The sequence below is a fragment of the Streptomyces sp. S186 genome (genome assembly GCF_051603415.1).
GTDB lineage: Bacteria > Actinomycetota > Actinomycetes > Streptomycetales > Streptomycetaceae > Streptomyces.
In genome coordinates, this window is the sequence record NZ_CP193932.1 from 3,073,139 (window position 1) to 3,085,644 (window position 12,506).

The following is a 12,506-nucleotide window of genomic DNA, read 5'->3' on the forward strand; positions in this document are numbered from 1 at the left end:
TAGGCCGCGGTATCCCGCGCGGGGCACATCCGCGGACCTCTTCGCAGCGGAAGTCGACACGGGCACCGCCTGCGGACCTTCAGGCCGCGCCGACCCGATCGCCGCACTCGACGACAGCCGAACGCTGCCCCCTGACGGCCGACTGCCGCCCGCACCGTGAAGACCATGACGCGCTCATGCAGCGAGGGGAAGATTCGATTCGCCGTCCCATGGCGCGACGTCGCCTCCGGCTACACCTGGGTATCGCCAAGTCTCCAGGCTTTTCAGTGCCGTTCAGGTCGCCGGCCACAAACAGGAAGCCCACCACATTGAGTTGGGGCGCGGAGGCGGGTGCCTGCGTGCTCGTGAGGCCCGCAGTCGCCGGAGCCGTGGCGAGCAGTGGGTGTGCACGGATATCGCGGGCGCGAGGACCCACCGACCGGTATGGCTGCCGCGCCCGCGGTACGGCGCCGCCGGCAGGGAACAGCTGCCACATCCAGCACCGATCCAGCGACGGGCATGGCGACGGGGTCGACCCCGAAGGGAGCCGACCCCGTTTGACCTGCGCGTCTGCCAGGTCAGCGAAGTAATGCCAAGGCGGCCGTCACACGTTGAAGCGGAACTCCACCACATCGCCGTCCTGCATGATGTAGTCCTTGCCTTCCATGCGGGCCTTGCCGGCGGCGCGGGCTTCGGCTACGGAGCCGGTTTCGACGAGGTCGGTGAAGGAGATGACCTCGGCCTTGATGAAGCCCTTCTGGAAGTCGGTGTGGATGACACCGGCGGCCTCGGGGGCGGTGGCGCCCTTCTTGATCGTCCAGGCGCGGGTCTCCTTGGGACCGGCGGTCAGGTAGGTCTGCAGGCCCAGGGTGCGGAAGCCGACGTGGGCGAGGGTGGCCAGGCCCGGCTCCTCCTGGCCGACGGACTGGAGGAGCTCCAGGGCCTCCTCGTCGTCCAGCTCGGCCAGGTCGGCCTCCAGCTTGGCGTTGAGGAAGATCGCCTCGGCGGGAGCGACCAGGGCGCGCTGCTCGTTCTTGAAGTCCTCGTCGGTGAGCTCTTCCTCGTCGACGTTGAAAACGTAGAGGAAGGGCTTGGTGGTGAGGAGGTGGAGGTCGTGCAGCAGCTCGGTCTTCTCGGTGCCCTGGACGTAGCCGGCGGCGAAGAGGGTGCGGCCCTCCTCCAGGATGGCCTGGGCCTCCTCGACGGCCTTGACCTTGGGCGCCACGTCCTTCTTGATCCGCGACTCCTTCTGCAGGCGCGGCAGCACCTTCTCGATGGTCTGGAGGTCGGCGAGGATCAGCTCGGTGTTGATCGTCTCGATGTCGTTCTTGGGCGAGACCTTGCCGTCGACGTGGACGACGTTCTCGTCCCGGAAGGCGCGGATGACCTGGCAGATCGCGTCGGACTCGCGGATGTTGGCGAGGAACTTGTTGCCCAGGCCCTCGCCCTCGGAGGCGCCCCGGACGATGCCCGCGATGTCGACGAAGTCGACGGTGGCGGGGAGGATCCGCTGGGAGCCGAAGATCCCGGCGAGATCGGCGAGGCGGGGGTCGGGGACGCCGACCACGCCGACGTTGGGCTCGATGGTGGCGAACGGGTAGTTGGCCGCCAGCACGTCGTTCTTGGTCAGGGCGTTGAACAGGGTCGACTTGCCGACATTGGGCAGACCGACGATTCCGATCGTGAGCGACACGGTGGCGACTTCCCGGAGCTGGTGGGTGATGGGCGAAGGGCGGGCCGCTTCCCGGGCCGGGCCGGGTGGGACCGGGCCTGGACGGGGAGGGCCGATCCACCAGTCTACTGGGCGGGCCACAGCGGGCCGGCGGGCCGGACGCCGCCCCGGGGAGGGCGCCCGGCGCCCCGCGCACTCCCCTGACGTGCGCCGGGCCGCCTAACAGTGCCCCCAAGGGAGGTGAAAGCGCGTGTCCCATGACCCATTAATCCCACTTAGCGGCCTACCGTGGCCGCGTGGAGCGACACGTCGAGCACCCCCAAGCGCGCACGTCCCGGCACGGCCGGCCGCGGAGCGGCGGCCCCGACACGGACACCCGGCTCCCGCGCCCCGCGGAGGCCGTGGCCCCCGATCCCGACGACGCCTTCCTGTCCGCGATGCGGGCGTCCGGCTATGCGTCTGTACCGTCCGGCACAGAGGTCACGTCCCGCGGTTACGCCCCCGCGCCGGCGGAGTACCAGGCGCAGGCGGATTACCAGGCAGCGGCCCGGCCGCCGGCCATGGGGGCGGGCGAGTGGATGCCCCGCCCGGCCGCCGGGCCGCCGGCCGACGGCGAGGAGGTCGCGGCCGTCTACCGCGCCGGGCCGCGGCGTCCCCCGGCGCCCGCCCCGGTGGCCGGACTGCTCCGCCGGATGCCGGCCGCCAAGCTCACCGGCCTCGGCTGCGGGCTGCTGGCCACCGCCGCGCTGCTGGTCTTCGGGTTCCTGGACCGCTGGCTGCTGGACGGGGCGCAGGGCGCGTACGGGGCGTTCTTCCTGCTGGTCGGCGTGGCGGCCGGGGCGTGGGTGCGGCCCCTCGACCTGATCGCCGCGCCGATCGCACTGCCGATCGCCTTCGCCGTCGGCACGCTGCCGGTGCAGCACGGTCCGACGGGCTTTCCCGGGCTGCTGGTCGGCGTCTTCACCGTCCTCGCGCTGAACGCCGGCTGGCTCTACGGAGGCACGCTGCTCTGCGCGCTGCTGGTGCTGGTCCGCAAGGCGCTGCTCATCGCCGGCCGTCGGGCCAGCCGACCGGTGAGTCGACAACGGCGTCCGGGGCCCGGTTCGCGGGCGGCGGCCCCTCGACCGGGCCGGTCCGCGCCGCGGTCCCCGGAACGCTCCCGGGCCGGGGGCCGTCCGCGGCGGGTGGCGCGCCTGTAGGGGGCCCGGCCTCCATGGCTCCGGCGGCACCGGGGGTTGCCGCCCCGGAGGCGTGGGCGGCCATCGCGGCGCCCACGATCCCCGCGTCGTTCTGCAGCCGCGCCGGGACGATCTCGGCCCTGATGCCCTCGATCAGCGGCAGGAACTTCGCCGCCTTGCGGCTCACCCCGCCGCCGATCACGAACAGCCCGGGCGAGAGCAGCATCTCGACGTGGGCGAGGTACTTGCGGACGCGGTTCGCCCACTGCTGCCAGCTGAGGTCCTCGTCCTCCTTGGCCTTGGTGGAGGCACGCTTCTCGGCGTCGTGGCCGCGCAGTTCCAGGTGGCCCAGCTCGGTGTTGGGGACGAGCCGGCCGTCGGTGAAGACGGCGCTGCCGATGCCGGTGCCGAAGGTGAGGACGACGACCGTGCCGGCGCGGCCGCGGCCGGCGCCGAACCGCATCTCGGCCAGGCCGGCGGCGTCCGCGTCGTTGAGCAGGGTGACCGGGCAGCCGGCGAGCCGGCCGGTGAGCAGTGCGGCGGCGTCCGTGCCGATCCAGCGCTTGTCGACGTTGGCCGCCGTGCGGGTGATCCCGCCGGTGACGACGCCGGGGAAGGTCGCGCCGACCGGGCCCGTCCACCCGAAGTGGTCCACGACGTCCTTGACGCGGTCGGCAACCGCCTCCGGGGTGGCCGGATGCGGGGTCGGTACCTTGTAGCGCTCTTCGGTCAGCTCGCCGCGCTCCAGATCTACCGGGCCGCCCTTGATGCCCGATCCGCCGATGTCCACACCGAAGACCCTCATGGGAAAAGGCTAGGCACGAACCCCGCCCGCCGCTCCCGGTATGGCGGAGACGGCGGGCGGTGGGGACGGCGAGCGGTGGGGCGGGGACGGCGGGCGGGCGCCGGTCGCTCCTCGGCGAAGAGGGTCAGCCCTCGACGACGGGGTCAGTCCTCAACCGCGGACCGGGCCTCGGCGCGCAGGTCGCGGCGGAGTTCCTTGGGGAGCGAGAAGGCGATGGACTCCTCGGCGGCGGTGACCGTCTCGACGTCCTCGAAGCCGCGGGCGGCCAGCCACTCCAGGACGCCGTCGACCAGGATCTCGGGGACAGAGGCACCGGAGGTGACGCCGACCGTGGTCACGCCCTCCAGCCAGCTCTCGTCGATCTCCTCGGCGTAGTCGACCAGGTAGGACGCCTTGGCGCCGGCGCCGAGCGCGACCTCCACCAGGCGCTTGGAGTTCGAGGAGTTCCTGGAGCCGACGACGATGACGAGGTCGGCCTGGGCGCCCATCTGCTTGACGGCCTGCTGGCGGTTCTGGGTGGCGTAGCAGATGTCGTCGCTGGGCGGCGAGAGGAGGTTGGGGAAGCGGCCCTGGAGGGCGTCGACGGTCTCCATCGTCTCGTCCACGGAGAGCGTGGTCTGGGAGAGCCAGACGACCTTGTCCGGGTCGCGCACCTCGACGTTGGCGACGTCCTTGGGGCCGTCGACCAGCTGGATGTGCTCGGGCGCCTCGCCGCTCGTCCCGATGACCTCCTCGTGGCCCTCGTGGCCGATCAGGAGGATGTCGTAGTCCTCCTTGGCGAAGCGGACGGCTTCCTTGTGGACCTTGGTGACCAGGGGGCAGGTGGCGTCGATGGTGGCGAGCTTGCCGCGCTCGGCCTCCTCGTGGACGACGGGGGCGACGCCGTGCGCCGAGAAGATGACGATGTTGCCCTCGGGCACCTCCTCCGTCTCCTCGACGAAGATCGCGCCCTTCTTCTCCAGGGTCTTCACCACGTACTTGTTGTGGACGATCTCGTGGCGCACGTAGACCGGGGCGCCGTACTGTTCCAGGGCTTTCTCGACGGCGATCACCGCGCGGTCCACACCCGCGCAGTAGCCGCGCGGGGCGGCGAGGAGGACCTTGCGGCTGGGCTGCGGACGGGGAGTAGCAGACATGGGTCCCATCGTACGGCCGTGCCCCGGCGCGGAGTGATCGCGGCGGTGGCCCAGACTGGTGGGAGCACGTGAGGAGGCGGGATACGGGATGCCGGGAACAGTCGGCGCGGCCGTGGATGACGAGGCGGGCAGCGGCACCGGGGAACTGCACCGGACGCTGTCGTTCCGGGATCTGGTCGTCTACGGGCTGCTGTTCATCGCGCCGATGGCGCCGGTGGGCATCTTCGGCACCCTCCAGGCCACGTCGCACGGCGCGATCACGGTCGTCTACGTGGTCGCCACGGTGGCGATGGCGTTCACGGCGTACTCCTACGCGCAGATGGTGCGGGTCGTCCCGAGGGCCGGGTCGGTGTACGCGTACGCGCGGGCCGGCCTGGGCGAGGGCGCGGGGTTCGTCGCCGGGTGGCTGGCGATGCTGGACTACCTGCTGATCCCCGCGGTGGCGTACCTCTTCTCCGGTATCGCGCTGCACGCCCTGGTGCCGCAGGTGCACCAGTGGGTGTGGACGGCGGCCGCGGTGGTGGTCACCACGCTGCTGAACCTCCGGGGGGTGCGGACCGCGGCGGCGGTCGGGTTCGCGGTGCTGGCGCTGGAGCTCGCGGCGCTGGTGGTCTTCGTGGTGGCGGCGGTGTGGGCGCTGGCCGCGCACGGGGCGCAGCGCGGCTGGACGGCGCCGCTGACCGGGGAGGGCGGCTTCTCGCTCGACGCGGTGCTGGCGGCGGTGTCGGTGGCGGTGCTGTCGTATCTGGGGTTCGACGCGATCGCGTCGTTCGCGGAGGAGGCCAAAAATACGCCGCCCGAAGGGCGTCCCGGGAAGGGTGGTGGTGGGCGACGGGTGGGCTCCAGGCGGGTGGCGCGGGCGGTGGTGACGTGCCTGGTGGTGGCCGGGGTGCTGTTCGCCGTGCAGACGTATCTGGCGGCGCTGCTGGCCCCGATGAGCGCCGCCGAGCTGGCCGCGAAACCGGGCGAGCAGGGGGCCGCGTTCTATACGACGGTGGACGTCGCGGTGGGCGGCTGGCTGCACGACCTGGTGGCGGTGAGCAAGGCGGTCGGGGCGGCGTTCGCGGCGCTGGCCGGGCAGGCCGCGGCCGGGCGGCTGCTGTTCGCGATGGCCCGGGACCGGCGGCTGCCGGGGTCGCTGGCGAAGGTGGACGCGGGCAGCGGGGTGCCGCGCCGGGCGCTGCTGGGGGCGGCGCTGGTGACGCTGGTGGCGGCGGTCTGGGCGGCGACCAGGGACGACGGTCTGGACCGGCTGTCGTCGATCGTGAATGTCGGCGCGCTGACCGCGTTCGCGCTGCTGCACGCCTCGGTGATCGGATGGTTCCGGATCCGCCGGCGGGCGGCGGCGCCGAGTCTGCTGCGGCACGTGGTGGTACCGCTGGCCGGGCTGGCGGTGGTGAGCGCGGTGGTCGTCAAGGCGTCGCCGACCGCGCAGCTCGTGGGCGGCGCCTGGCTGTTGGTGGGGCTGGGGGTGCTGGCAGTGCGGGCGGTGGGGAAATTCGGCTCGTCCGGACATTCCGGAAACTCCAGCCCGTCCGGACACTCCAGCCCGTCCGGCGATTGAGGACCGGGGGTCCGGGGGCAGCGCCCCCGCGCGACGGCGCCGCACCCGGCAGCGGCGGCGCGGCCCCCGACCCCGAGGGACCGCGAGGGCCCGCGACGAACCGCGACGCGAAGCCCACTGTCAGTGCCCCCCGCTACTCTCGCTGACATGGCTGTCTCCACGTCTGCGGAAGCGCCGATCCCGGTCGGCGAGGTGTCCCGACTCATCGGCGGGTGGATCGACCGGCTCGGCGCGGTGTGGGTCGAGGGTCAGATCACCCAGCTCTCCCGGCGCCCGGGCGCGGGAGTGGTGTTCCTGACGCTGCGCGACCCGTCGTACGACATCTCGGTGAGCGTGACGTGCTACCGCCAGGTCTTCGACCGGGTCGCCGAGGTGGTGAGCGAGGGAGCCCGGGTGGTGGTGCACGCCAAGCCGGAGTGGTACGCCCCGCGCGGCCAGCTCTCACTGCGGGCCGCCGAGATCCGGCCGGTCGGCGTGGGTGAACTCCTCGCCAGGCTGGAGCAGTTGAAGCGCTCGCTGACGGCGGAGGGGCTGTTCGCGGCGGAGCGCAAGCGGCCGCTGCCGTTCCTGCCGCAGCTGATCGGGCTGGTCTGCGGCCGGGCCAGCGCCGCCGAGCGCGATGTGCTGGAGAACGCCCGGCACCGCTGGCCGGCGGTCCGCTTCGAGGTGCGCAATGTGCCGGTGCAGGGGGTGCACGCGGTGCCCCAGGTGATCGCGGCGGTCCAGGAGCTGGACGCGCTGCCCGAGGTGGACGTGATCATTGTGGCGCGCGGCGGCGGCAGCGTGGAGGATCTGCTGCCGTTCTCCGACGAGCAGTTGGTCCGGGCGGTGGCCGAGGTGCGCACCCCGGTGGTCTCCGCGATCGGCCACGAGCCGGACAGCCCGCTGCTGGACCTGGTGGCCGATCTGCGCGCCTCGACGCCGACGGACGCCGCGAAGAAGGTGGTGCCGGACGTGGGCGAGGAGCTGGCCCGGGTGCACCAGCTGCGGGAGCGCGCCCGGCGCGCGCTCGGCGGCTTCCTGGACCGCGAGGAGCGCGGCCTGTCGGCGGCGCTGCACCGCCCGTCGATACAGCACCCGCAGCGGATGGTCCAGGAGCGCGAGGAGCAGATCACCGCCCTGCTGGAGCGCGGCCGGCGGACGCTGGGGCATCTGCTGGACCGCGCCGATTCGGAGCTGGTGCACACGCTGGCGCGGGTGGTGGCGCTCTCCCCGAAGGCGACGCTCCAGCGCGGCTATGCGGTGCTCCAGAAGCCGGACGGGGCGGCGGTGCGCGCGCCGTCCGAGGTGGCGGTGGAAGAGGAGCTGCGGGCCAGGGTGGCCGACGGCGAGTTCCGGGTGCGGGTCGCCGCGGTCCCGGACGCCGGCTCCGGACAGACGGTTCCGAGCAGGGCGGACTCAGCGGACTCATAGGGTGGGAGACATGGCGAAGACGGATGACGTGGTGGACGTGGCAGCCGGGGCGACCCCGGTGGAGTCCACCCTCGGCTACGAGCAAGCGCGGGACGAGCTGATCGAGGTCGTCCGCCGCCTGGAGGCGGGCGGTACGACGCTGGAGGAGTCGCTGGCCCTGTGGGAGCGCGGCGAGGAGCTGGCGAAGGTCTGCCGCCGCTGGCTGGACGGCGCCCGGGCCCGGCTGGACGCGGCGCTGGCCGAGGGCCTGGAGGAGGAAACGGAGCGGGAAGCGGAGTAGCACCGGCGCCGGCCGAGCGCCGCGCGCTCCCCCGCCCCTGCGGCCTTCCGACTTCCGGAAGGCCGCAGGCCGTTCTGTGAACCCCCTCACACCACACCACGCGTTAGTTGAACTTTAATCTATCGGGGTTACAGTTGGTTCAGTCTCCGACGATCCGCAGATACGTAACCACCCCCAAGCCCCGAGGTGTCCCACATGTCTCTCGCCCTTGACGCCGCCGCCCAGGACCTCCTGTTCCGCGAGGCCCAGACCGCCAACACGTTCACGGACGAGCAGGTGACGGACGAGCAGGTCCAGGCCGTCTACGACCTGGTGAAGTACGCCCCGACCGCCTTCAACCAGTCGCCGCTGCGGATCACGCTGGTCCGCTCCGAGGACGCCCGCAAGCGCCTGGTCGCGCACGCCATGGGCGCCAACGGCCCGAAGACCCTGGCCGCGCCGCTGACCGTGATCCTCTCCGTCGACCTGGACTTCCACGAGAAGCTGCCGAGGCTCTTCCCGGCCCTGCCCAACGTCAAGGACGACTTCTTCTCCGAGCTGTCCGCCCGCGAGGCCGCCGGCACCCAGAACGCCACGCTCCAGGCCGGCTACTTCATCCTCGGCATCCGCGCCGCCGGCCTGGCCGCCGGCCCGATGACCGGCTTCGACTTCACCGCCATCGACAAGGAGTTCTTCGGCGACGGCAAGCAGAAGTCCTTGATGGTCGTCAACGTCGGCAAGCCGGGTCCGGACGCCTTCTTCCCGCGCTCCCCGCGCCTGGCCTTCGACGAGGCCGCGACCACCGTCTGAGCCGCCGCCCGGCCCGCGCGACCCCGCACGACGACGAGGCCGCCGCACCCGATCCGGTGCGGCGGCCTCGTCGCGTTCGCGCGGCCCTGCTGCGGCCCCGCCTCAGCCCTTCTCGGCCTCAGCCTTCTTCGCCACCAGCGCCGCGGCCAGCTCCGCCAGCCGCCCGTACGGCGCGGTCCCGGTGACGACGGTGGTCACCCCCGGCTCCTGGTGGACCAGCGCCCGGTAGGTGTCGCCCTCGTAGCGGTCCCACTTCTTGTCGCCGACGGCCTGCCGGCCCTCGACCTTGGCCGCGCCGAGCGTGACGTCCTGGATGAACTGCTTGGCGGGCGCATCGCTCTGCTCGACCGCCGCGTACTGCTGCTCCGGGTCGAGCATCCCCAGGTGCCAGGCGCCGCCCTTGCCGTCGTTGCCGGCCTTGTATGAGACGGAGGTGGCCCGCCAGCTCTTGGGCAGGCCCTCGGGCGCGGCGACCGGGTACGGGGCGGCGCGCCGGGCGGTGAGGATCTCGACGCGGGTGTCGACGGTCTGGACCGCGTTCTTCTCCGCGGTCGCGCTGTCGTCGTGCGGGATGAAGAAGTAGATCGCCCCGACCAGGACCCCGATCACCGCCAGCGACAGGACCATGTCCGTCACTCTTTGCCTGCCTCGCATACCAGCCACGTCCCTATCGTCCCCCATGCCCGCCGCCGCCCGGACCCGCCCCCCTGGGACGTCACCCACCTGCACAAACGGTTCCGCGGTCGGCGCCCGTCCGGTGCGGGCGATACCCGGCCATGCGCTTGCTCATGCGAAGGCCCCCCTGCTCATTTTCGCGACCTACCGATAAAGTCATGGGCACCCTCATCAATCCGGCCGTCGCCGTACAGAAAGGTGCGCTCGATGACCGAGCATCATCTGCCGTCCCCGCTAGAGGTCAGCCCGGAGGCTCCGGACCGCAACCTCGCCCTGGAGCTGGTCCGGGTGACCGAGGCCGGCGCCATGGCATCGGGCCGCTGGGTCGGCCGCGGCGACAAGAACGGCGCGGACGGCGCGGCGGTCAAGGCCATGCGCGCGCTGATCAACACCGTCTCGATGAACGGCGTCGTGGTCATCGGGGAGGGCGAGAAGGACCACGCCCCGATGCTCTACAACGGCGAACGCGTCGGCGACGGCACCGGCCCCGAGTGCGACGTGGCCGTGGACCCGGTGGACGGCACCACCCTGACCGCCAAGGGCATGGCCAACGCGGTGTCCGTGATGGCGGTCGCCGAGCGCGGCTCGATGTTCGACCCGTCCGCGGTCTTCTACATGGACAAGCTCGCCACCGGCCCGGAGGCGGCGGACTTCGTCGACATCACCGCCCCGGTCGCGGTGAACATCAAGCGGATCGCCAAGGCGAAGAGGTCCGCGGTCGAGGACGTCACCGTCGTCATCCTGGACCGGCCGCGCCACGACGGCCTGGTCAAGGAGGTCCGGGAGGCCGGCGCGCGGATCAAGTTCATCGCCGACGGCGATGTGGCCGGCGCGATCATGGCCGCCCGCGAGGGCACCGGCGTGGACCTGCTGCTGGGCATCGGCGGGACGCCCGAGGGCATCATCGCGGCCTGCGCGCTCAAGTGCATGGGCGGCACCTTCCAGGGCAAGCTGTGGCCCAAGGACGACGAGGAGCGGCAGCGCGCCCTCGACGCCGGCCACGACCTGGACAAGGTCCTGCAGATCGAGGACCTGGTCAGCGGCGACAACGTCTTCTTCGTCGCCACCGGCATCACCGACGGCGAGTTGCTGCGCGGTGTCCGCTACCGCGCGGAAACCGCCTACACCCAGTCCCTGGTCATGCGCTCCAAGTCCGGCACCATCCGCCAGATCGACTCCGAGCACCGCCTCTCCAAGCTGCGTGCCTACAGCTCGATCGACTTCGAGCGCCCCAGCTGACCCGGCCGCGGCCGGAGCCGTCGGCGTAAGCGACTCGCCCCCGTCCGCGTACGCAACTCGCCCCCGTCGGAAGCGACTTCCGGCGGGGGCGAGATGCTCCCCCAGCTGAGACTGGGAGGGTGCCCCCGGCCAAGGGGGCAGCGGCCCGGACGGGCCCGCGGTGCGGTCAGCCGGCCGCGGGCATCGGGGCGGCGGCGCGCTGCAGTTCGCTCTCCCGGCGCCGCCGGCGGGTCAGCACCACGCGGCGCTCGGCGGCGGTCAGCCCGCCCCAGACGCCGTAGGGCTCCGGCTGGAGGAGGGCGTGCTCCCGGCACTCCACCATCACCGGGCAGCGGGCACACACCCGTTTCGCGGCCTCCTCCCTGGCCAGCCGTGCGGCGGTGGGCTCCTTGGAGGGGGCGAAGAACAACCCGGCCTCGTCCCGGCGGCACACCGCCTCCGCATGCCAGGGACCGGCCTCGTCGCGAGCGTGCCCTCGCTGGGACGGAACGACAGCGGCATCCTGCAGGGGCTGATGCGGTAGCAGCACGGTCTACTCCTGACGACGGCTTCGGCGCGAGAAATCACCCTTGCCCGTCTCGCTGCGCACGGCCTTTTTCCGCACCCCGCAGCCGTACGAGAGACGATGCACCAGCCCTACCCGCTGTACGCGGGCTTATGCACACCGTGTCGATCGAGGACCGCCGGCCGTCCCGACGGCGACCCTCGGCCGGGGGCTAGCCGAGCCGGCGGCGGTCCCGCCGCTGCCGGCGCTCCTCCCACCGCTCGCGCCGCTCCGCCCTCAACTGGTCCCTCTGCTCCCGGTGTTCGGCCCAGATCTCACCCATCCGCTCGTGCCGTTCGGCCCGGAGCCGGTCCATCCGCTCGTGCCGTTCGGCCCGCAGCTCGTCGAAGCGGTCCCGCCGCTCACCGCGCAGCCGGTCCCGCAGATCGCGGATCCAGGCACCGCGCTTGGGCTTGGCCTCCACGCTGCCCAGCAGTGCGAAGCCGTTCACCTCGACCTCGGGGGCGTCACCGTCCTCGGCGTCGTGCGTCTCCACCTCGAAGGAGCCGAGGATGCCGGAGCCGCTGCTGCGCAGGGTGATGTTCTCCGGGACCCGGACCTCGACGCTGCCGAAGACGGAGGTGACGTTGATCTGGACCCGCTGCTGCGGGAAGACCGCCTCGGTGAGGTCGATCTCCACGCTGCCGAAGATCGCGACCGCGTTGATCCGCGGCGGGACCCGCCAACGGCCCTTACGGTTGGCCGCGCTGAAGATCGCGACGAGGTTCTGGTCGGGCACCGGGCCGCCCGGACCGTATGCGTAGGACTCCGCGTCCGGCCCCGGACGGCGGCCGACGGCGGGCAGGTCGCGGACGATGGGCTCCAGCTCGCCGACGGTCTTGGCGCGGTAGACCGCGTCGATCCGCTCGGCGTGCTCCTCGGCGTCCAGCCGGCCCTCCGCGAGGGCCTCCCGCAGGATCTCCGCGATCCGGTCGCGGTCCGCGTCCGAGGCCCGCATGTCGGCCTCCGCCACCGGCTTGGCCGGCCTGGCCGGCTTGGCCTGTGATGCCGCCTCGCCCTTGGTCAGTTTCACCACCTGCTGGTCGTGCTGCTCCGCATGCGGCCCGGGCGGGGTCTCGGGGCCCGGTCGTCCCCCGTTTCCTGAAGCGTCCACGACCCCAGCGTACCGAAACGCGATAGATCGCGACTAGAGAACCGGGGACACGGGGACACACCCCGGCCGACTGAGCCTTACCTCACAGCGGAGCGCCGGGCCGGGGGTTCTACGCTGG

General features: G+C 72.4%; 11 protein-coding genes and 1 pseudogene. 6 read left to right on the plus strand and 6 right to left on the minus strand.

From position 1 onward, the window contains the following. Window positions 1–583: 583 nt before the first annotated feature. Window positions 584–1,672, minus strand: a complete 1,089-nt coding sequence (ychF, locus tag ACRAS8_RS12740; protein WP_438486043.1) for a redox-regulated ATPase YchF — start codon at window positions 1,670–1,672, stop codon at window positions 584–586. A gap of 671 nt (window positions 1,673–2,343) precedes the next feature. Here ychF and ACRAS8_RS12745 point away from each other — a divergent pair. Continuing rightward, window positions 2,344–2,637: pseudogene (locus tag ACRAS8_RS12745) on the plus strand (DUF6542 domain-containing protein); the annotation flags it as partial. 58 nt (window positions 2,638–2,695) lie between these two features. On the opposite strand, the gene ppgK reads toward ACRAS8_RS12745, so the two are convergent. Both ppgK and ACRAS8_RS12755 read right to left on the minus strand, forming a co-directional pair. Next, a complete protein-coding gene (gene ppgK / locus ACRAS8_RS12750; protein ID WP_438486044.1) occupies window positions 2,696–3,634 on the minus strand; it encodes a polyphosphate--glucose phosphotransferase in 939 nt (312 codons plus the stop codon). A gap of 143 nt (window positions 3,635–3,777) precedes the next feature. Next, window positions 3,778–4,770 carry a 4-hydroxy-3-methylbut-2-enyl diphosphate reductase gene (locus ACRAS8_RS12755; protein WP_438486045.1) on the minus strand — a complete coding sequence of 331 codons (993 nt, stop codon included), beginning with the start codon at window positions 4,768–4,770 and terminating at the stop codon, window positions 3,778–3,780. Window positions 4,771–4,858: 88 nt separating this feature from the next. On the opposite strand from ACRAS8_RS12755, the gene ACRAS8_RS12760 reads away from it, so the two are divergent. From ACRAS8_RS12760 to ACRAS8_RS12775, 4 genes are all read left to right on the plus strand, one after another. Then, the gene (locus ACRAS8_RS12760) at window positions 4,859–6,334 is read left to right on the plus strand and encodes an APC family permease (protein ID WP_438486046.1); all 1,476 of its coding nucleotides are present in this window, start codon (window positions 4,859–4,861) and stop codon (window positions 6,332–6,334) included. 147 nt (window positions 6,335–6,481) lie between these two features. Continuing rightward, complete coding sequence (gene xseA, locus ACRAS8_RS12765; protein ID WP_438486047.1) at window positions 6,482–7,747, plus strand: exodeoxyribonuclease VII large subunit; 1,266 nt, start codon at window positions 6,482–6,484, stop codon at window positions 7,745–7,747. A gap of 10 nt (window positions 7,748–7,757) precedes the next feature. Then, the gene (locus ACRAS8_RS12770) at window positions 7,758–8,027 is read left to right on the plus strand and encodes an exodeoxyribonuclease VII small subunit (RefSeq protein ID WP_438486048.1); all 270 of its coding nucleotides are present in this window, start codon (window positions 7,758–7,760) and stop codon (window positions 8,025–8,027) included. A 195-nt stretch (window positions 8,028–8,222) separates the two neighbouring features. Beyond that, on the plus strand, window positions 8,223–8,816 hold the full coding sequence (locus ACRAS8_RS12775; RefSeq protein ID WP_438486049.1) for a malonic semialdehyde reductase: 594 nt from the start codon (window positions 8,223–8,225) through the stop codon (window positions 8,814–8,816). 102 nt (window positions 8,817–8,918) lie between these two features. Here ACRAS8_RS12775 and ACRAS8_RS12780 read toward each other — a convergent pair whose 3' ends face one another. Then, window positions 8,919–9,470 carry a DUF4245 domain-containing protein gene (locus ACRAS8_RS12780; protein WP_438490448.1) on the minus strand — a complete coding sequence of 184 codons (552 nt, stop codon included), beginning with the start codon at window positions 9,468–9,470 and terminating at the stop codon, window positions 8,919–8,921. 228 nt (window positions 9,471–9,698) lie between these two features. Here ACRAS8_RS12780 and glpX point away from each other — a divergent pair, with 228 nt between their 5' ends. Beyond that, on the plus strand, window positions 9,699–10,730 hold the full coding sequence (gene glpX / locus ACRAS8_RS12785; protein ID WP_438486050.1) for a class II fructose-bisphosphatase: 1,032 nt from the start codon (window positions 9,699–9,701) through the stop codon (window positions 10,728–10,730). A 166-nt stretch (window positions 10,731–10,896) separates the two neighbouring features. Here glpX and ACRAS8_RS12790 read toward each other — a convergent pair whose 3' ends face one another. After that, complete coding sequence (locus ACRAS8_RS12790) at window positions 10,897–11,259, minus strand: WhiB family transcriptional regulator (protein ID WP_026246964.1); 363 nt, start codon at window positions 11,257–11,259, stop codon at window positions 10,897–10,899. Between the two features lie 187 nt (window positions 11,260–11,446). Continuing rightward, window positions 11,447–12,388 carry a DUF1707 SHOCT-like domain-containing protein gene (locus ACRAS8_RS12795; RefSeq protein WP_438486051.1) on the minus strand — a complete coding sequence of 314 codons (942 nt, stop codon included), beginning with the start codon at window positions 12,386–12,388 and terminating at the stop codon, window positions 11,447–11,449. Window positions 12,389–12,506: the final 118 nt, after the last annotated feature.

Excerpts from the sequence above, each read along its gene's own strand:
- ppgK (WP_438486044.1), bottom strand. The coding sequence starts at position 3,634 with ATGAGGGTCTTCGGTGTGGACATCGGCGGATCGGGCATCAAGGGCGGC.
- ACRAS8_RS12755 (WP_438486045.1), bottom strand. The coding sequence starts at position 4,770 with ATGTCTGCTACTCCCCGTCCGCAGCCCAGCCGCAAGGTCCTCCTCGCC.
- ACRAS8_RS12760 (WP_438486046.1), top strand. The coding sequence starts at position 4,859 with ATGCCGGGAACAGTCGGCGCGGCCGTGGATGACGAGGCGGGCAGCGGC.
- xseA (WP_438486047.1), top strand. The coding sequence starts at position 6,482 with ATGGCTGTCTCCACGTCTGCGGAAGCGCCGATCCCGGTCGGCGAGGTG.
- ACRAS8_RS12770 (WP_438486048.1), top strand. The coding sequence starts at position 7,758 with ATGGCGAAGACGGATGACGTGGTGGACGTGGCAGCCGGGGCGACCCCG.
- ACRAS8_RS12775 (WP_438486049.1), top strand. The coding sequence starts at position 8,223 with ATGTCTCTCGCCCTTGACGCCGCCGCCCAGGACCTCCTGTTCCGCGAG.
- ACRAS8_RS12780 (WP_438490448.1), bottom strand. The coding sequence starts at position 9,470 with ATGCGAGGCAGGCAAAGAGTGACGGACATGGTCCTGTCGCTGGCGGTG.
- glpX (WP_438486050.1), top strand. The coding sequence starts at position 9,699 with ATGACCGAGCATCATCTGCCGTCCCCGCTAGAGGTCAGCCCGGAGGCT.